This is a genomic window from Streptomyces sp. NPDC003284 (genome assembly GCF_053589675.1).
Window position 1 is genome coordinate 523,925 of the sequence record NZ_JBSFSI010000004.1, and the last position, 17,683, is coordinate 541,607.

The window sequence follows — 17,683 nt, forward strand, 5'->3', positions numbered from 1 at the left end:
GGCGTCCGGGCGGCCGCGTACAACGCCCGCCGTGCGGCGAGCCGCCCGCCGTCCGCCCGGCGGCTCACTCCGCGGGTGCGGCCAGGTCCCACACGATGTAGTGGAACCGCCGCCGGCCCTCGTTCCGGCCGAGGTACTCCAGGGCCGCCACATGCCCCGCGCTGGTGGGCAGGCAGAACCACTCGCCGTCCTGGGACATCCAGCCCGAACCGCTCGTGTAGCTGCGGAGGTTGTGCACACAGCGGGCGGGGGTCACCCCGCCCGTGGCGGCGGTGATCCGCCCGCTCAGCACCGAGAAGTCGTCGCTCCCGCTCCACGAGATGTCCGGATTCCTGACGGACTTCCCGGTGGTGCCGTGTTCCAGGTCGGCGCTGTCGCCGCTCTCCAGGCTGAGATCGCCGGTCCTGAGGACGGCGGCGGGTGTGCCCGAAGGGGTGGGCGAGGGCGAGCCGGTGTCCGCCCCCGTGCCCGCGTCCGTCCCCGCTTCCCCGTCCGGGGATGACGCGGCGTCCGCCTCCGAGGGCGCCTCCGGAGCACCCGAGGTCGCCGCCGGTGTGATCATCGGCGATCCGGGGACCACCGCGTCCCCCGACGAGGGCGCCGCCACGGAGGGCGGCGAGCCCGCCCGCTGCTGCGTGGCCACCGTGACGACCAGACCGGCCACCGGGATCAGGATGCCGACGACCCACCACGCCCAGCGCGGCGCCCCGTGTCCCGCCGGGGGAACCGGGGGCGGGGGCTGCGGCGGCTGCGGGGGCCGGGGAGGAACCGGTGGCCGTGAGCCGTCCGAACCGTGCGTCATCCCCGTCCCCCGATGGTCGATCAGCAGCTTGTTTACAAGATCCCTACCGTACCCGGGGCGCCGTGGGCATGTCACCCCAGGAGCCGTCGAGGGAATCTCCAGTTCCGGTCCCTTGGGTCCCTTCGGCCCCTGCTCGGCCATCGTGCCGGGGCCAGCACCTTCTCTTGTTGCATACTGTTTGCAATAACGCAGTGGTGGCAGAAAGAAGAGGTGCCGTGGTGGCTTCCCCCGTCGTGCTGGGCATCGAGTCGTCGTGCGACGAGACCGGGGTCGGGCTGGTGCGCCACGGCCGCCTGCTGGGGCAGGCGCTGGCGTCGAGCATGGACGAGCACGCCCGGTTCGGAGGCGTGGTCCCCGAGATCGCCGCCCGTGCGCATCTGCACGCCCTGACCCCGGTGGTGCGGCGCGCCCTGGACGAGGCGGGGCTGCGGCTGTCCGACATCGGCGCGGTCGCCGTGACCACGGGACCGGGACTCGCCGGGGCCCTTCAGGTGGGCCTGGCCGGTGCCAAGGCGCTCGCGTACTCGCTCGGGGTGCCGCTGCACGGCGTGCACCACCTGGCCGGGCATGTCGCCGCCGACACCCTGGAGCACGGCCCGCTGCCGGACCCGTGCGTGGTGCTGATCGTCTCCGGCGGCCACACCTCGCTGCTGCTCGTGCGCGACCTGGCCCGCGACCCGATCGTGCACCTCGGCGACACCCTGGACGACGCCGCCGGGGAGTGCTTCGACAAGGTCGCGCGGGCCTTCGGGCTGCCGTATCCCGGCGGTCCGGCCATCGACCGGGCAGCGCGCGCGGGGGATCCGCGCGCTGTCCCCCTCCCCCGCCCGCTGCCCGGCTCGTACGACTTCTCGTTCTCGGGCCTGAAGACCGCCGCGGCGCGCTGGGCCGAGGCGCACGCCGGGCGCGCGCTGCCGGTCGCCGACGGGGCGGCGTCCCTCCAGGAGGCCGTCGCCGACGTCCTCACCCGCAAGGCCGTCGCCGCCTGCCGCGCGCACGGCGTCGCCACCCTGGTGGTCGTGGGCGGCGTGGCCGCCAACTCGCGGGTGCGCGCGCTCGCCGAGGAGCGCTGCCGGGCGGCCGGGATCACCCTGCGGGTGCCGCCGCTGCGGCTGTGCACCGACAACGGCGCGATGATCGCGGCCGTCGGCGACCTGCTGGTCCGCGCCGGTGCCGCGCCCGCGCCGCTGGACGTGTCGATCGACCCGTCGGCGCCGCTGGAGTACGCCGCCCTGCACCCGGTCGCCGCCCCAGGGACGGCGGCGGCCTGATGCGCACCGGCATCCGCGTCTTCGGGGACACCGGTCTGCTCCGGCAGGCTCCCGCGCTGCGCTCCGTCTACGTCGATGCCTTCTGCGCCCCTCCCTGGGAGGAGGACGAGTCCCGGGCCGACGAGTTCGTGACACGCCTCGCGGCCGACGCGCGCCGCCCGGGTTTCACCGCCGCGACGGCGTCGTGCGACGGGCAGGTCGTCGGTTTCGCCACGGCGTGGATCACGCCCGCCCCGTTCCCCACCGACCGCTGTCACCCGCAGGCCGGGGCCGGTCTCGGCCCGCAGCGCACCGCGGACTGGCTCTGCGGCGCACTGGAGGTCGACGAACTCGCCGTACGCGCCGCCGCCCGCGGCACCGGCCTCGCCGCGCGGCTCCTGGCGGCCGTGACCGCGGACTCGCCCGGGGGCCGGGCCTGGCTGCTGACCTCCGTGCGGAGCACCCGCGCCCTCTCCTTCTACCGCCGCCAGGGCTGGACGCAGGCCACCCACCCCGCGCCCGAGGGCAGAGGCAGCGTCGTCCTCCTCGGCCCCCGTCACCCCGCGCGGACCCTCGTCCCCCTCCCCCTCTCCCCTCCCCTTCTCCTCCCTCTCCCTCCTTCTCTTCCTCTGTGAGCCTTCGGAGCACGCCTTGCGCACCGCCGACATCCGCCGCCGCTTCCTCGACTTCTTCGCCGCGCGGGACCACATCGTCGTCCCCAGCGCCCCGCTGCCCACGCCCGATGCGACGCTGCTGTTCGTGAACGCGGGCATGGTCCCCTTCAAGCCGTACCTGACCGGCGAGGCACCGGCCCCCTGGGCGCGGGCGACCAGCGTGCAGAAGTGCGTGCGCACCCTCGACATCGAGGAAGTGGGCCGCACCACCCGGCACGGCTCCTTCTTCCAGATGAACGGCAACTTCTCCTTCGGCGACTACTTCAAAGAAGAGGCGATCGCCTTCGCCTGGGAGCTGTCCACCACCCCGGTCACCGGCGGCGGCTACGGCCTGGACCCGGACCGGATCTGGGTGACGGTGCACCACAGCGACGACGAGTCGCGCGCCCTGTGGCGCCGCGTCGCCGGTCTGCCCGACGAGCGGATCGTGGCACGCGGCGACGAGGACAACTTCTGGTCCATGGGCGTGCCCGGTCCGTGCGGCCCCTGCTCCGAGCTGTACTACGACCGCGGCCCGGAGCTGGGCCGCGCGGGCGGCCCGGCGGTCGACGAGGACCGCTACATGGAGTTCTGGAACCTGGTCTTCATGCAGTACGAGCGCGGCGAGGGCCCCGGCAAGTCCGGCTACCCCGTTCTCGGCGAGCTGCCCCGCCGCAACATCGACACCGGCATGGGCCTGGAGCGTATGGCCACCCTGCTCCAGGGTGCCGCCAACCTCTACGAGACCGACGAGGTCCGCCCGGTGCTGGAGCGGGCCGCCGCGCTCGCCGGGGTGCGCTACGGCACCGCCGCCGAGGACGACGTACGGCTGCGGGTGGTCGCCGACCACGTCCGCACCGCCCTGATGCTGCTCGCCGACGGCACCTCCCCCGGCAACGAGGGGCGCGGCTATGTGCTGCGCCGCATCCTGCGCCGTTCGGTGCGCGCGATGCGCCGCCTCGGGTACGGCGACCCGGCGCTGGTGGACCTGCTCGCCGTGGCCCGCGACAGCATGGCGCCCGGCTATCCCGAGGTCGCGGACGGCTTCGAGCGGATCGCCGACCGGGCCGCCGGGGAGGAGGAGGCGTTCGGCGCCACGCTCCGGCAGGGCACGACGGTGCTGGACACGGCCGTGGCCCGGGTGAAGGCGTCCGGCGGGCGGCGGCTGCCCGGCGCCGAGGCGTTCCTGCTGCACGACACGTACGGCTTCCCCGTCGACCTCACCCTGGAGATGGCCGCCGAGCAGGGCGTCGAGGTGGACCGCGAGGGCTTCGCCGCCCTCATGCGCGAGCAGCGCGAACGCGCCCGCGCCGACGCCCGCGCCCGCAAGGCGGGCGGCACCGGCACCACCGCGCTGCGTCCCGTCCTGGACGCCCACGGCCCCACCGAATGGCTGGCCTGGTCGGCGCTGACCACCGCATCACGGATCCTGGCCCTGCTCGGTCCGGACGGTCCCCTCGCGGCGGCCCGCGAGGGCGAGATCGTCACCGCCGTCCTGGACCGGACCCCGTTCTACGCCGAGTCCGGCGGCCAGGAGAGCGACGCGGGCACCCTGTCGGGAGCCTCGGCGGAGGCCGAGGTGCTGGACGTGCAGCGCCCGCTGCCGGGCCTGGTGACCCACCAGGTGCGCGTCATGTCCGGCGAGCTGGCGGTGGGCGACGCGGTGCGCGCCGCCGTCGACCCCGAGTGGCGGCTCGGCGCCCGGCAGGCCCACTCCGGCACCCATGTGCTGCACGCGGCCCTGCGCCAGGTCCTCGGCCCCACCGCCCTCCAGTCCGGCTCCTACAACCGCCCCGGCCACCTCCGCCTCGACTTCCCCTGGCGCGGCGGCCTCTCCCCCGCCGCCCGCAGCGAGATCGAAGAGGCCGCCAACCAGGCACTGCGCCGGGACCTGCCCGTCGCCGTGCGCTGGATGACGCTCCCGGAGGCCAAGGAGCTGGGCGCGCTCGCGCTCTTCGAGGAGACGTACGGCGAGAAGGTGCGCGTCGTGGAGATCGGCGGGGCGTGGTCGCGCGAGCTGTGCGGCGGTACGCATGTCGAGCACGCGTCCCAGATCGGTACCGTCGCGCTGACCGCCGAGTCTTCGGTCGGTGCCGGGATGCGCCGCCTCGAAGCCGCCGTGGGCATCGAGGGCTTCGGCTATCTGGCCCGCGAGCGGGATCTGGCCGCCCGGATCGCCGAGCAGCTCCAGGCGCCGCGCGCCGAACTGCCCGACCGGATCGCCGCGCTGCTGGAGCGGCTGAAGACCGCCGACCGGGAGAACCAGCGGCTGCGGCGACGGGAGACCGCGGCGCGCGCGGAGCGGCTCGCCGCCGGGGCCGTGGACGCCGGCGGGGTCCTCGTCGTCACGGCGGCCACGGACGAGGGGGCGGCCGGTGCCCGGGAGCTGGCCACGGCCGTACGGGACGCGCTGGCGCGGCGGCCCGGGGTGGTCGCCGTCGGCGCGGCGACCGGTGACCGGGCGGTGCTCGCCACGGCCGTCACCGGGGCCGCGCGCGGCCTCGGGCTGGACGCCTCGGCCCTGGTGAAGCGGCTGCTGGACGGCCGCGGCGGCGGCTCCGCCGAGGCGGCGCAGGGCGGCGGCCTGCCCGCCGGGCGGCTGGAGTCCGTACTCGCCTCGGTGCCGGACGAGGTGGCGCGGGCGCGCGCCGCCCAGGGCTGAGGCGCCCGCGAGAGGTGCCCCCCGGGGTGTCGCCCGAGGCGTCGCCGGGAGCGTCAGACGCACTTGCCCTTCAGCCAGGCCGTGAGGTCCTTGGTGTACGAGGTGGCGACCGACACCCGGGTCGTGGGCGAGCCCAGCCGTGTCCAGGCCGCCTGCCAGGCCGCGTGGTTCCCGGCGGCGGCGGGCGGCGGCTCCTCCCAGTCGACGCCGTCGATCCAGCTGGGGTGGCCGGTGAGGGCGGCGCCGAGACCCGCCGCCTTGAGGCGCTTGTCGAGTTCGGGCTTCAGCGCGCTGTCGTGCGTGTACATCATGATCTTCTGGTCGGCTATGCGCTCCTTCATGGGCGCGACGACCTCGGCCCAGGCCCGTTCCCGGACGGCCGCGTCGCTGTTGAGGAGCGACTGCTCGGCCTCGCCCTTGAGTTCCACCAGTGGAGTGATGTTCTTGGCCTTGGCGTCGTCGAGCCAGGCGCGGAAGGTGTGGACGGTCTCGCCCTTGTACGGGCCGCGGGTGATCGTCCGCCCCTTGAGCTGGTCGGCTCCGGTGGCCCACCACAGCTCCGTGACGGGCTTGCGGGTGCCGGTCAGCCCGTTGGTCGTGGTGTTGTGCCACATCACGCCCTTGGTGCCGTCCCGGGTGAGCTGGAGGTCGCCCTCCACACCGCCCGCTCCCCAGCTCTTCTGCTGGGCGAGGCCCGTGGGGTGGTTGGGCTGGCGCACCTGGTCGCGGTCCCACGGGTCGGCTCCCGTGGGGTAGCCGCCGTGTCCGAAGACGGTCGGGCAGAGCGGCAGCGCGGCGGCGGCCGCGTCCGCGGGCCCCGCCTGAAGGGTGCAGCACAGCAGGACCGCCGAAGCGGCGGTCACTCCCCAGGTCCTTGCTCCCGGCATGTCCCCACCTCATGTCGTGTTCCCGGCGCGCGCACGCCGGTCGTCGTCTCCCCGGCCGCGGCGGCGGCCGGAGCACCCCCGGCGGAAAACCGCACGACAGTTCGGACCGGAGGTCTCGCCGCAGCATACGAGGAATCGGTCAAGTCGCCTATGTGTGAGGACTTTTGCGCGAGTACGGGGCGGTCTTCCGCGTGCCCCGGTGCGGCGGGCCCGTCCACGGATCCGGACTCCGGCGACCCGCCCCGCGGCCGGGGCTATTCGTCCGCGGGGGCCTTCCTGACGGTGCCGTCCCGGTCGACCACATGGGTCTCCCAGTACTGGTCCCAGGTGTCCCCGACCTTCTCGGGCACCTTGCCCTCGGGGTAGCGGACGTAGCCCTTGGGCGGCTCCTCGTCCTTCGGGACGCAGGCGCCGCCGGTGCTGCCCACCGGCGCGACCGGGTACTCGCCGCCACCGCAGACGGCGTCCTGCATCGAACAAGCCGTGAGCGTGCCGAAGGCCGTGGCCGCTATCGCGGCCAGGGCGGCCGCACGTCGGACGTGGCGCATGGTGATGTCTCCTCGTGGCCGGAAGTCTCCGCGCCAGTCTTGTCGGCGGCACCGCGCGGCACATGGGCGCGGGTACTCAGGGGATCCCTGAGTACCCGCGCCCGGGGCGGTCAGCCGCGCCAGGTGTCGTTCAGCGCGAGCAGTCCGGTGGTGCCGACGGCGGCGGTGCGGTCGGCGCCGCTCTCCCAGGTGACGAGGCCGTCGGCGTCCTTGCGGACGTACTTGTACCGGAAGGCGGTTCCGGCGGGCAGCGCGACGTCGAGCTTCCAGACCGGGTAGGCCGCCGGGTCCAGCCTCAGGGCCCTGGCGGGGTCCCAGCCGCCGAGCGCGGCGTTGTCGCCGGTGACATAGATGTTCTGGCCCCACCGGGTGGTCGCGCCGACATGGAACGACGCCCCGGTGGCCGTGGTCCCGCCGTCACCGTCACCGCCGCCGGCCGAACCGCCGCAGGTCCTGGCGCCGGTGTGCAGGGCGAGCGCGGTGTCGGCGCCCAGGGTGGCGGTGAACTGCCCGGCGGAGTCCACGGTGACGCCCCTGCCGCTCTGCACATCGCAGTAGTCACCGGCGGGCAGGGAGGTCCGGAAGGTCCGCGTCAGCGCGGAACCCTCGTGGTTGATGACGACGTACGCCTTGTCGCCGCGGCCGAAGGCGATCCGGTTGCCGCCGTCGTCCCACCAGTCGGTGACCGGGGCGCCTGCGGCGGTGTTGCGGAACCCGACCATGCCCGCGATCTCGCGCCAGGCGTGCTGGCACTTCCAGCCGTCGGTGTAGCAGGCGTTCACCTGGCCGTCCCGGGGTCCGCCCGCGTCCTTGTCGCTGAACTCGAAGCCGGAGTGCACGTCCGGCGAGCCGTAGGGCCAGGCCAGCATGAAGACGTGCGCGAGGGTGTAGCGGGCGCCGTCCTTGTAGGTGAGGGTGCCGCCGCCGCGTTCGGTGTCGTGGTTGGTGACGAACACGGCGGCCTTGTCCGAGGGGAGCAGTCCCCATGCCGTACCGAAGTTCTTCAGTTCGGCGAGGTTCTCGTTGTCGAAGACCCGCTTGAGGTCGTAGGCGTAGCCGAACTCCTGGACGTCGCCGGTGCCGTAGTACTCGGACGGCTGGACCGCCTCACCGGCCGCGCCGATGGTCTCCTGCTTCCAGTAGGCGCCGGGGTCGGTCAGCCGGGACTTGATGTCCGCGAGGTCCGCTTCGGGGATGTGCTTGGCGGCGTCGATCCGGAAACCGTCGACGCCCAGCGAGAGCAGGTCGTTCAGATATCCGGCGATCGTCCTGCGGACGTACTCCTCGCCGGTGTCGAGGTCGGGCAGGCCGACCAGTTCGCAGTGCTGGACGTTCCACCGGTCCGCGTAGTTCGTGACGGGCGAGGTGCAGTCGTCCATGTCGGCGGCCGAGTAGGTGCCGGGGTAGTCGTACTTGCTGAACGACGACCCGGCGGTGCCGGTGCCGGAGGCGTCGGCCATGTGGTTGATCACGCTGTCGGCGACCACCTTCACACCGGCCGCGTGGCAGGTGCCGACCATGCTCCTGAACGCGGCGCGGTCGCCGAACTTGCTGCCGATCCGGTAGCTGACCGGCTGGTACGCCGTCCACCAGGTGCTGCCCTGGATGTGCTCGTTGGGCGGGGAGACCTGGACGTACCCGTATCCGGCGGGGCCCAGTTCGTCGGTGCACGCCTTGGCGACGGAAGCGAAGTTCCATTCGAACATCACCGCCGTGACGTCCTTGCCGCCGGGCGCGGCGGCCTGCGCCGGCGCGGGCGCCGTGACGGCCGCAGCGGCTCCCGCCAGGGCGGCGAGCGCGGCGGCCACGGTCCTTCTGGCCATGGTTCCTCCAGTTCGTGGGTGGGGGTGACACCGGAGTGGCCTCGCACGGCAACGCGCCTTGCCGGAACAGGCCGTGCGGACTCCTGCCGCATGCTGGTTCTTGCTGCAAGAGTTTGCGGCCGTGACCGTACGGCGCTACTTCCGCACCGGTCAACCCTTCGCGCAGAGACTCCCTTTAGGCAGGCGAAAGCACGCCCGGGACCGCCGCAAGGTCTTTCGCAAGAATGTCGGCGCTGCTATGTTCGTCGCCGTTTCACCGCACTCCGGCCCCCGGCCGCGGGGCCGGGCAGCCGAACGGCCCCTACGCGCCCGGCCGGTGGGCCGGAGTGCCCGAAGCTCCCGGGCTCTCCCCCGCTCCGCGCGCCGTCAGCAGCGGCTCCCACCAGGACCGGTGGGCGCGGTACCAGTCGACCGTCGCGGTCAGCGCGGACTCGAACCCGGCGCGGGGCCGGTAGCCGAGTTCCGCGGCGATCCGGCCGTCGTCCACGGCGTAGCGGCGGTCGTGCCCCGGCCGGTCCGCGACATGGCTGATGCGGTCGGGGCCCGCGCCGCACCGGTCGAGCAGGCGGTGCGCGAGGTCCAGGTTGGCCAGCGCGGTCCCGCCGCCGACGTTGTAGATCCGCCCCGGCCGCCCGCCGGTGCGCACCAGCTCCACCGCGCGTACGTGGTCGTCCACGTGCAGCCAGTCCCGCACCTGCGCGCCGTCGCCGTACACCGGCAGGTTCCCGCCGGTCAGCAGCGCGGTCACAAAACGCGGGACCACCTTCTCCGGGTGCTGCCAGGGCCCGAAGTTGTTGGTGCAGCGGGTCACCCTGACATCCAGGCCGTACGTGTGGTGGTGGGCGAGGGCGATGAGGTCGGCGGCGGCCTTGGACGCCGCGTAGGGCGAGCTGGGGCGCAGCGGGTCGTCCTCGCGGGCGGCGCCCTCGGGCAGGGACCCGTACACCTCGTCGGTGGAGATCTGCACGAAGGTGCGCACGCCGTGCCGCAGCGCCGCGTCGAGCAGGGTCTGGGTGCCGGTGACATTGGTGCGGGTGAAGCCGGAGCCGTCCTCGATCGAGCGGTCCACGTGCGACTCCGCCGCGAAGTGCACGATGTCGTCGCATCCGGCGGCCAGCCGTCGCACGGTCGCCGCGTCGCACACGTCGCCCTCCACAAAGGTGAACCCGCTGTGGCCCCGCACCGCTTCCAGGCGGGCGAGGCTGCCCGCGTAGGTGAGCTTGTCGAGCACGGTCACCCGCGCCCCGGGCGGCCCGGACGGACCGAGCAGCGCGCGGACGTAGGCGGAGCCGATGAAGCCGGCTCCGCCGGTGACGAGGACACGGGAGGTCATGGGAACAGATGCACCTTGCTGTGGTCGCCGTTGCACGGGCGGCGGGCCCCGGGGAGAGCGGGGGCGCCCCCGACGGCTCCCGCGCGGATCACCACCGCCCCGACGATACGCGAGCCCGAGGTCACGGCGTCCCCGGCGACACGGCCCCGGCCCCGGCCCCGGCCCCGGCTCCGGCCCCCGACACGGCCCCACCCCCGCCCTCGCCCTCAACTTCGCCCCCGCGGCAAGCTGTTTCTGAAATTTTCCGCAACTCATTGCAGGCGGGGCGTTCTTGAGGTTGACTCGCTCCCGGCAGCGAAGGGGTGAGCACATGACCGGCTCCGGACGGGCCGCCGCCGAGCGGCACAGGGACGGCTACGACGTGCTGGTGGTCGGCGGGGTGGGGGTCGACACCGTCGTGCGGGTCCCCGAACTGCGGGTGCCGCCGGGCGACTCGGTCTACGTGCAGCCGCTGCGGGACTACGTGGGACACACCGGCAACGGGGTGGCGCTGGGCTGGCACGCGCTGGGCCTGCGGACCAAGTTCATCGACTTCCTCGGCGACGACCCGCAGGGCCGGACGGTGCTCGCCCACTACGCGCGCCACGGCCTGGACTTCAGCCATGTCGTCTCCCCGCACGGCACCCCGCGCGCCGCCAACCTCGTCGACCCCGCGGGACGGCGGTTCTCCTTCTACGACGGACGGCATCCCGCCGGGCTGCGGCTGCCGCGCGACTTCTACCTGCCCTTCCTGGAGCGCGCCGCCCACGTCCATCTGTCGATCGTCGGCCACAACCGGGACATGTACGAGGACATCCACCGGCTGGGCGTGACCAGTTCGACGGACCTGCACGACTGGGACGGACTCGATCCGCACCACCGCACGTACGCCCTCGCCTCCGACTACGTCTTCCTGAGCGCGGCGGCGCTCCCTGGCCGGGTGGAGGCGGTGCTGCGCTCGGTCGTCGGGGAGGGCAGGGCGCGGTTCGCCGTCGCCACGGACGGCGCCGACGGCTGCCGTCTGCTGGTGCGCGGCGAGGACCGCGTCCGGCACTTCCCCGCGGTGCGTCCCGAGCGCCCGGTGGTGGACACCAACGGCGCGGGCGACGCCTTCGTCACCGCGTTCCTCTGTTTCCTCTTCGAGGGGCGCCCGCTGGAGGAGTGTGTGCGGGCGGGCGCGGTGGCCGGGGCGTTCGCGTGCGGCAGCGCGGGCACCCACACCGAGTTCATCGGCCTGCCGGGGCTGCGCGCGGCCACCGCGCGCGCCGTCCCGGCCGGACGCTGAGCGGTTCAGCCCTGTTCCCGCTCCACCGGCAGCCACAGCTCGGCGTCGGCCCCGGCCCCGGCCCCGCCCTCCTGGGGCCGGACGCGCAGGATCTCGGGTCCGGGACGGCTGCGGTACGGGTTGGAGGGGAACCACTGGGTGAACACGTCCCACCACAGCTCCTGGATGGCCCGGGGTGCCGGGCCGGACGCGTTGAACACCGCCCAGGTGCCGGCCGCGACCGGCAGCGAGGTCATGTCCTCGGGCACGGCGGCCGAGGTGACCGCCGCCTGGTAGTAGTCGAACTCGGTGCCCTCGGTCCGCGAGGGGTCGATGCCGTCGCAGACGGCGACCACCCCCCGCGGCTCCTGGTCCGACAGCTTCGCCAGCCGCTCCAGGGCCCCGCTGCCGAGCCCCCGGACGAACTCCGTCATCGGCTGGTTCGGCCCCAGGTGCACCAGGGGCAGCCGGGCCCTGAAACCGACGACGGTGAAGTCCGGCCGGTCCACCACGCGATAGCGCATGCTGCTCTCTCCTTCGACGACGAGCCGGAAGGACAGCCGGGGCTGGGAGACGAGCGCGCAGCCGGTGCGCCGGGCCTCGCCGGGTCCGACGCCGTGCATGGCGCGGAACGCCCGTGCGAACGCCTCCCCCGAGCCGTAGCCGTGGCGCACCGCGATGTCCAGCAGCGCCGCGCGCCCGGCGAGCACCTCGGCGCCCGCGACCGTGAGCCGTCTGCGCCGCACGTACTCCGACAGCGGCATGCCCGCCAGCGAGGAGAACATCCGGCGCAGGTGGTACTCCGAGGTGGCCGCGATCCGCGCCAGGACCGCCACGTCGACGGAGTCCGACAGGTGCTCCTCGATGTGTTCCATGGCCTGGTTGAGCCGCTCCAGCACTCCGGGTCCCCTTCCGTTCCTTGTGCGCTTCACGCTAGGCGGCGGGCCGGGCGGCCGACCCGACATTCCGTGCCCGATGAAGTCGGGTGGGCGGCGCAGCCGCGGCGCCCTTCAGGGCAGGTCACCGCGCCAGTCGAAGCGGTCGGGGTCGGTGGGACGCGGCGCGTAGTAGGTCCGGCCGCCCGGCCCGTAGCGGCCTATCTCGGTGCGCAGGACGACACCGTCCGCGCGGGTGTGCGCGGGCCGGTCGGTGACGTCCAGCAGCAGGCCGTCGAGCGGCCCGGCCACCAGTTGCGCGTAGCGCCGCCCGCTCCGGGGCGCGGCGTCCTCGTGATCGGCTCCGTAGACCCGGCCCCGCATGAAGTCCTGCTCGTCCATACGGCACAGGGTGGCAGCCGCCACTGACAACGGGGCCGCGTCCCGCGCGCGGGCCTCATGCCGTCGCCGGTGCCGTCTGCCGGGTGCGGGCCTCCAGGCGGGTGCGGACCTCCGCCACGAAGCGCGGCGGAGGCACCGGCAGGGGACCCTCGACGAAGGTGCCGAGGCCGACGTCGTAGCGGCTGCCCCGGACGGGGTCGACGATCTCGTGGCCGTCCGCGCGGAGCTGCGCGATGTTGCGCCGTACGGCCGCCGTGCCCCACATCTCGGCGCTCATCACCGGGAAGAACACCACCGGGGCGGTGGCCTGGAGGACGGTGGCGGCCAGGAGGTGCGGCGCGGCTCCGGTGGCCACCGCCGAGAGGGTGTGGGCGGTCGCGGGCAGGACGGTGACCAGGTCGTGCTCCGCCGCCAGGCTCACATGGTTGTCGCGCGGCCAGGTGTCCGCCGACTCGCCGGTGACCACGCGGTCGGCGAACAGGGCGACGGTGTGCGGCGGCAGGAACCGGGTCGCGGTGTGGGTCATGAAGACGGTGACCGTGCCGGTGAAGTGGGGGCGCAGCGCGGAGAGGTAGGCGGGGAGCAGGGCGACGGCGCCCGCGCCGGTCGCGCCGATCAGCAGCCTGCCGCCGAAGGCGGACGGTTCGGCGGGTGCGGTGGTCTCTGTGGTGGTGCTCATCGCGGATCCTGGTGCTCTCGTGACGGGGAACGGGGAGGGGACGGCGGCCGGGGGAAGGGGGCCGTGCCGCCGTGCCGCCGAGCCTAGGCAGCGGTGGCGGGCTCCGACCGGCTCCGCGTGCCGGGGCTACTGACGATCCGTGCCGTCCGCCGCGAGGACCGCTCCGGCGCGGTAGGCGCCGGGGGTGAGACCGGTGACCGCGCGGAAGGCCCGGTGCAGTTGCGACTCGCCGCCGAACCCGCAGGCGTACGCCACCGAGACCACCGTGCGCTCCGGTGCCGCGCGCAGCAGCCGCCGGGCGTGGTCGACGCGCAGGGTCCGCAGCAGCGCGCCGAAGGACTCGCCGTGCTCGGCGAGGACGCGGAACAGGGTCCGCCGGGAGATCCCGCACGCGGCGGCGGCCGTGTCCGCGTCCAGGCGCGGATCCCGGGCGTGCCGGCGCAGGACGTCGTGGACGCGTTCCCGGGTCAGCGCGCTCGCGGACGCCCGCCCCGGGCTCGCCTCCTGGGCCCAGCCCGCCGCGCAGTCCAGCAGTCCCGCGGCGTGCGGCACCAGGGAGGCCGCCGCGCGCGGATCGGCGCGCTGCCGGCGTTCGAGTCCGACGAGGAAGTCGGCGACCAGCCGCGCCGGTCCGTCCGGGTCCAGGGCCACCGCCGTCGCCCGCGCGAGGGAGCGGCGGGCCATCCGGTCGCGCGGCACCTGGACGACCAGTTGGGAGAACGGCCCGGTGAATTCCAGGGTGTACGGCCGGGTGCTGTCGACGAGGGTCATGGCGCCCGGGGTCAGCAGCGCCCGCCGGCCGTCCTGCCCGACGCGGCCCTCGCCCGTGAGCTGGATGTTGGCCAGGACGTCGTCGCCGCCGCCCCGGGCGATGAGCGTACGGGTGCGGTCGACCCGCTGGGCGCCGGAGCGTACGAGGGTGAATCCGAGGCCGTCGAGGTTGACGTGCTCGACCCGGCCGTGCAGCGGTGCCGGTGCGGTCGGGCACACCCGGACCGGGACGAACGCGCTGCACACCGCGTCCGTCCAGTAGGCGGACGCGTCCGTCTCGCAGACGTCCGCCGTCGACCTGACCACCCGTGCACCGCGTTCCACCGTGCCCCGCACCTCCCCGACCGGCTGCCCCTGTCGGCACCGAACCTAGCGCGCCGTCCCTCGCGATCGGGCGGTCGGCGGCTGTGAGGCACGGCATGTGTGTGAACCACGGCGCGGCCGGCGGCCGTGTTGTACTCGGAGAGTTTCTGCACATCAAGGCAATGAGGTGGTCCAGTGGCGGATCTCGCTGACTCGATCGAATCCATGGAGCAGCTCGCCTCCGTGTGGCGTGCGATGGTGCTCGACCGGGATCCGGCGGCGGACGTACGGGATCTGCCGGGGATCGCCGTCCGCTGGGCCGACTGCCGGTTCGCCTTCTGGAACGCCGTCACGCTGACGGACGTCGGCGCGGACGCGGACCTGCTGGCCGAGCGGCTGGGCCGGGCGGCGGACATCATGCGGGAGAAGGAGCACCCGGGCTTCCTCTGGGTGTTCGAGGACCTGCTCGACGACGCGGCCCGCGCGGCGCTGCCCGCGGCGGCCGGGCGGGCGGGCCTCGTGCACGCCTTCCCCGGCACCGGCATGGCCGGGGACATCCTGCCGCTGCCGGAACCGGCCCACCCCGAGCTGACGTTCGCCAGGGTGACCACGGACGACCATCTGCGGGCCTACGCCGACCTCAACTCGCGCGCCTACGGATTCCCGCTGGAGGACGGTCGTGACGGGCTGCTCGGCTCCGCTCTGTGGAAGGAGGACGTGTACGCGTATCTGGCACTGCGCGACGGTGTCCCGGTGGCGTGCGCGGCCACCGTGGAGGCGGACGGCCGCCTGTTCGTGGTGCTCGTCGCCACGGACCCCGAGTGGCAGCGCCGGGGCTACGGCGAGGCGGTGACGCGCAAGGCGCTGCACGAGGGCGCGCGGGCCACCGGCCTGACCCGCGCCACGCTGCACGCGACGGTCGCCGGGGCGCCCGTCTACCCGCGCATCGGCTTCCGCCCGAACTCCCCGATGCACTTCTACGCCCTCCAGGGCTGAGCAGGCCGCCGGGCGCACCGGCCGGGCCGGTCCCGCGCGGGGACCGGCCGGGCGGGGCGGCTCAGCGGGCGAGGATCCGGCGCAGCCAGCGCACGCGGGTCGCGCGGGCGTCACGGGAGACGGCGGCGTCCGGCACCAGCTGGTCGAAGCCGTGGAAGCCGCCCGACCAGACGTGCAGTTCGGCGTCGCCGCCGGCCCGCCAGAGCGCGTCCGCCAGGGCGATGGTCTCGTCGCGGTAGGTCTCGGCCGCCCCGGCGTCGACGTAGAACGGCGGCAGTCCGGACCAGTCGGTGGCGCGGGCGGGGGCCGCGTACGGCGGTACGTCCGCGCTGCCGCGGGCCTCGCCCAGCAGGCACGCCCAGCCCACGTCGTTGGCGTACCGGTCCCATACGCCGCGGCCGGTCATCTGGCGGGCGGAGGCGGTGTCGTTGCGGTCGTCGAGCATGGGGCACATCGCGAGGACGCCGGTGAGGGCGGGGCCGCCCCGGTCGCGGGCCATCAGGGCGACCGCGGTGGCCAGGCCGCCGCCCGCGCTGCCGCCGGCCAGGACGATCCGCCGCGGGCCGCCGCCGGAGCCGCCGAGGTGCCCGGCCGTCCAGCGCAGGCCCGCGTAGCAGTCCTCCACACCGGCCGGGTAGGGGTGTTCGGGCGCGAGCCGGTAGCCGACGGAGACCACCACCAGGCCCAGCGGCGCCGCCCATTCCCGCAGGATGCCGGCGACTCCGGTGCGGTGGGTGCCGCCGATCATGCCGCCGCCGTGCAGATGGCAGACGACGGGCGCGTCGGCGGGCGCCCCGGCGGGGCGGGCGACGAGCACCGGGACGGCGGGCGCTCCGGCGGGGCCGGGCACGTACCGCTCATGCACCTCGAACGCGCCGCCGTCGCGCAGTTCCTCGTCCGTGGGGTCGGGGGACGTCCGGGCGAGCAGGTCGCGCCAGCGGGGGACGTCGGCCGGCGAGGACGGTTCGGCGCCGGGCGGGACGGCGGGGCCGTCCAGGAAGGCGGCGGGTTCCGGGTCGAACGGGACCGGCGGTCCGGCCGGGGCGGGGCGGTTGCGGGGGTGGGAGGCGAAGGGGTGGTGCATGGGGTCCTCCGTGCGGGGGGATGTCACCAGGTGACCGGCAGTTCATGGACGCCGTGGATGAGCATGTCGTCCTTGAACGCGACGGTGCCGATGTCCACCGCGAGCCGCAGGTCCGGGAACCGGCGCAGCAGCGCGGGGTAGGCGAGTTGCAGTTCGGTGCGGGCCAGGTTCTGGCCGAGGCACTGGTGGACGCCGTACCCGAAGGCGAGGTGGCGGCGGACGTCGGTGCGGGCGGGGTCGAAGCGGTCGGGGTCGGCGAAGACGGCCGCGTCGCGGTTGCCGGACGCGTTCGCCACGATCACGCCCTCACCGGCACGGACCGGCCGGCCGCCCACCTCGACGTCCTCGGTGGCGACGCGGGCCAGTCCGCTGTGTGTGATGGTGAGGTAGCGCAGCAGTTCCTCGATGGCGGCCGCCACCCGGGCGGGGTCCTCGCCGTCGCGGACGAGGGCGAGCCGGTCCGGGTCGCCGAGCAGGACGAGGGTGCCGAGCGCCGTCATGTTGGCGGTCGTCTCGTGCCCGGCGACGAGCAGGGACACGGCGATCTCCACGAGGAGAGCGGCGTCGAGGGCGCCGCCGCGCACCCGCTCCACGATCAGGGAGCTGAGCAGGTCGTCGCCCGGCGACCGGTCCTTGTGGGCGATCAACTCCGCCACATAATCGGCCAGTTCGGTGCGGGCCGCGGTGAACTCGGCGACGCCGCTGTCCCGGGCGATCATCGCGCGGGCCGCGCGCTGGAACAGCGGCTGGTCCGCGGGGGGCACGCCGAGCAGTTCGCCGATGACCAGGGAGGGCATCGGCAGCGCGAAGTCCTCGACCAGGTCGGACGGCGGGCCGGTGTCCGCCATGCGGTCCAGCAGCCCGTCGATGATCTCCTGGATGCGGGGCGCCAGCGCGGCCGTCCGCCGGACCGTGAAGTACCCGGTCAGCATGCGTCGTTGACGGGCGTGCTCGGGATCGTCCCGGGTGACGAACGCCTGGACCTCGGCGGCGCCCAGCGCCTTGAAGCCCGCGCTCGGCGAGGGGAAGCCGGGCCGGGAGGGGTCGGCGCTGAAACGGGGGTCGCCGAGCACGGCGCGTATGTCGTCGTGGCGGGTGACCAGCCACGGGGTGCTCCCGTCCCAGATCCGCACCCGGACGGGCGCCTCCTGCCGCAGCCGCGCGTAGAGCGGCGGCGGGTCGAAGGGGCAGCCGGGTGCACGGGCGGCCGGGAACGGCGACGCGGCCGGGGACGGGGACGGGGACGGGGACGGGCCGGAGGGTGTCATATGTGTGTGACCTTTCCTGAGATATGGCGGTCGAGGTGTGCCCCCTGGGCGGGCGGTCCCACTGAACGGAAACATGTGTCACACAGATTTCGCAAACACCTTAT

The 17,683-nt window shown here is 74.5% G+C and carries 16 protein-coding genes; 5 read left to right on the forward strand and 11 right to left on the reverse strand.

The features are described from left to right. Nucleotides 1-64: 64 nt before the first annotated feature. Nucleotides 65-664, reverse strand: a complete 600-nt coding sequence (locus tag ACWDYF_RS12270) for a hypothetical protein (RefSeq protein ID WP_389465217.1) — start codon at nt 662-664, stop codon at nt 65-67. Nucleotides 665-1,020: 356 nt separating this feature from the next. Here ACWDYF_RS12270 and tsaD point away from each other — a divergent pair, with 356 nt between their 5' ends. From tsaD to alaS, 3 genes are read left to right on the forward strand one after another with little or no spacing between them, the layout of a single operon-like run. Further along, a complete protein-coding gene (gene tsaD, locus ACWDYF_RS12275; RefSeq protein WP_389465214.1) occupies nt 1,021-2,073 on the forward strand; it encodes a tRNA (adenosine(37)-N6)-threonylcarbamoyltransferase complex transferase subunit TsaD in 1,053 nt (350 codons plus the stop codon). After that, nucleotides 2,073-2,687, forward strand: coding sequence for a GNAT family N-acetyltransferase (locus ACWDYF_RS12280; protein ID WP_389465211.1), 615 nt, complete (start codon nt 2,073-2,075; stop codon nt 2,685-2,687). Before tsaD ends, ACWDYF_RS12280 begins: the two co-directional genes overlap by 1 nt. A 16-nt stretch (nt 2,688-2,703) precedes the next feature. Continuing rightward, complete coding sequence (gene alaS / locus ACWDYF_RS12285; protein WP_389465208.1) at nt 2,704-5,367, forward strand: alanine--tRNA ligase; 2,664 nt, start codon at nt 2,704-2,706, stop codon at nt 5,365-5,367. Between the two features lie 53 nt (nt 5,368-5,420). Here the strand turns inward: alaS and ACWDYF_RS12290 are convergent, their stop codons facing one another. The 4 genes from ACWDYF_RS12290 to rfbB form a co-directional block, all read right to left on the reverse strand. Beyond that, nucleotides 5,421-6,230 carry a glycerophosphodiester phosphodiesterase family protein gene (locus tag ACWDYF_RS12290; protein ID WP_389465203.1) on the reverse strand — a complete coding sequence of 270 codons (810 nt, stop codon included), beginning with the start codon at nt 6,228-6,230 and terminating at the stop codon, nt 5,421-5,423. Between the two features lie 278 nt (nt 6,231-6,508). Next, nucleotides 6,509-6,802 (reverse strand): SCO0607 family lipoprotein, encoded by a 294-nt coding sequence (locus ACWDYF_RS12295; protein WP_018565427.1) that lies wholly within the window; start codon nt 6,800-6,802, stop codon nt 6,509-6,511. Nucleotides 6,803-6,912: 110 nt separating this feature from the next. Next, complete coding sequence (locus ACWDYF_RS12300) at nt 6,913-8,625, reverse strand: carbohydrate-binding module family 20 domain-containing protein (RefSeq protein WP_389465198.1); 1,713 nt, start codon at nt 8,623-8,625, stop codon at nt 6,913-6,915. 301 nt (nt 8,626-8,926) lie between these two features. After that, complete coding sequence (rfbB, locus tag ACWDYF_RS12305; RefSeq protein WP_389465195.1) at nt 8,927-9,958, reverse strand: dTDP-glucose 4,6-dehydratase; 1,032 nt, start codon at nt 9,956-9,958, stop codon at nt 8,927-8,929. Between the two features lie 310 nt (nt 9,959-10,268). Here rfbB and ACWDYF_RS12310 point away from each other — a divergent pair, with 310 nt between their 5' ends. After that, complete coding sequence (locus ACWDYF_RS12310) at nt 10,269-11,222, forward strand: carbohydrate kinase family protein (protein ID WP_389465192.1); 954 nt, start codon at nt 10,269-10,271, stop codon at nt 11,220-11,222. A gap of 5 nt (nt 11,223-11,227) precedes the next feature. On the opposite strand, the gene ACWDYF_RS12315 is transcribed toward ACWDYF_RS12310, so the two are convergent. From ACWDYF_RS12315 to ACWDYF_RS12330, 4 genes are all read right to left on the reverse strand, one after another. Next, a complete protein-coding gene (locus ACWDYF_RS12315) occupies nt 11,228-12,100 on the reverse strand; it encodes an AraC family transcriptional regulator (protein ID WP_389465189.1) in 873 nt (290 codons plus the stop codon). A gap of 111 nt (nt 12,101-12,211) precedes the next feature. Then, complete coding sequence (locus ACWDYF_RS12320) at nt 12,212-12,478, reverse strand: hypothetical protein (RefSeq protein ID WP_389465186.1); 267 nt, start codon at nt 12,476-12,478, stop codon at nt 12,212-12,214. Nucleotides 12,479-12,533: 55 nt separating this feature from the next. Then, nucleotides 12,534-13,157, reverse strand: a complete 624-nt coding sequence (locus ACWDYF_RS12325; RefSeq protein WP_389465183.1) for a flavoprotein — start codon at nt 13,155-13,157, stop codon at nt 12,534-12,536. Nucleotides 13,158-13,283: 126 nt separating this feature from the next. Continuing rightward, nucleotides 13,284-14,252, reverse strand: a complete 969-nt coding sequence (locus ACWDYF_RS12330; RefSeq protein ID WP_389465180.1) for an AraC-like ligand-binding domain-containing protein — start codon at nt 14,250-14,252, stop codon at nt 13,284-13,286. Between the two features lie 174 nt (nt 14,253-14,426). Here ACWDYF_RS12330 and ACWDYF_RS12335 point away from each other — a divergent pair, with 174 nt between their 5' ends. Further along, nucleotides 14,427-15,227, forward strand: coding sequence for a GNAT family N-acetyltransferase (locus ACWDYF_RS12335; RefSeq protein WP_382851173.1), 801 nt, complete (start codon nt 14,427-14,429; stop codon nt 15,225-15,227). A gap of 61 nt (nt 15,228-15,288) precedes the next feature. On the opposite strand, the gene ACWDYF_RS12340 is transcribed toward ACWDYF_RS12335, so the two are convergent. Continuing rightward, nucleotides 15,289-16,311: an alpha/beta hydrolase gene (locus tag ACWDYF_RS12340; RefSeq protein WP_389465175.1), complete on the reverse strand. Its 1,023-nt coding sequence runs from the start codon at nt 16,309-16,311 to the stop codon at nt 15,289-15,291. Nucleotides 16,312-16,334: 23 nt separating this feature from the next. Then, nucleotides 16,335-17,579: a cytochrome P450 gene (locus ACWDYF_RS12345; protein ID WP_389465172.1), complete on the reverse strand. Its 1,245-nt coding sequence runs from the start codon at nt 17,577-17,579 to the stop codon at nt 16,335-16,337. Between the last annotated feature and the right edge of the window lie 104 nt (nt 17,580-17,683).

What these genes read in the sequence shown, in the direction of transcription:
- ACWDYF_RS12280 (WP_389465211.1), top strand. Translation starts at nt 2,073, where the DNA reads ATGCGCACCGGCATCCGCGTCTTCGGGGACACCGGTCTGCTCCGGCAG.
- ACWDYF_RS12295 (WP_018565427.1), bottom strand. Translation starts at nt 6,802, where the DNA reads ATGCGCCACGTCCGACGTGCGGCCGCCCTGGCCGCGATAGCGGCCACG.
- ACWDYF_RS12300 (WP_389465198.1), bottom strand. Translation starts at nt 8,625, where the DNA reads ATGGCCAGAAGGACCGTGGCCGCCGCGCTCGCCGCCCTGGCGGGAGCC.
- rfbB (WP_389465195.1), bottom strand. Translation starts at nt 9,958, where the DNA reads ATGACCTCCCGTGTCCTCGTCACCGGCGGAGCCGGCTTCATCGGCTCC.
- ACWDYF_RS12310 (WP_389465192.1), top strand. Translation starts at nt 10,269, where the DNA reads ATGACCGGCTCCGGACGGGCCGCCGCCGAGCGGCACAGGGACGGCTAC.
- ACWDYF_RS12320 (WP_389465186.1), bottom strand. Translation starts at nt 12,478, where the DNA reads ATGGACGAGCAGGACTTCATGCGGGGCCGGGTCTACGGAGCCGATCAC.
- ACWDYF_RS12325 (WP_389465183.1), bottom strand. Translation starts at nt 13,157, where the DNA reads ATGAGCACCACCACAGAGACCACCGCACCCGCCGAACCGTCCGCCTTC.
- ACWDYF_RS12340 (WP_389465175.1), bottom strand. Translation starts at nt 16,311, where the DNA reads ATGCACCACCCCTTCGCCTCCCACCCCCGCAACCGCCCCGCCCCGGCC.
- ACWDYF_RS12345 (WP_389465172.1), bottom strand. Translation starts at nt 17,579, where the DNA reads ATGACACCCTCCGGCCCGTCCCCGTCCCCGTCCCCGTCCCCGGCCGCG.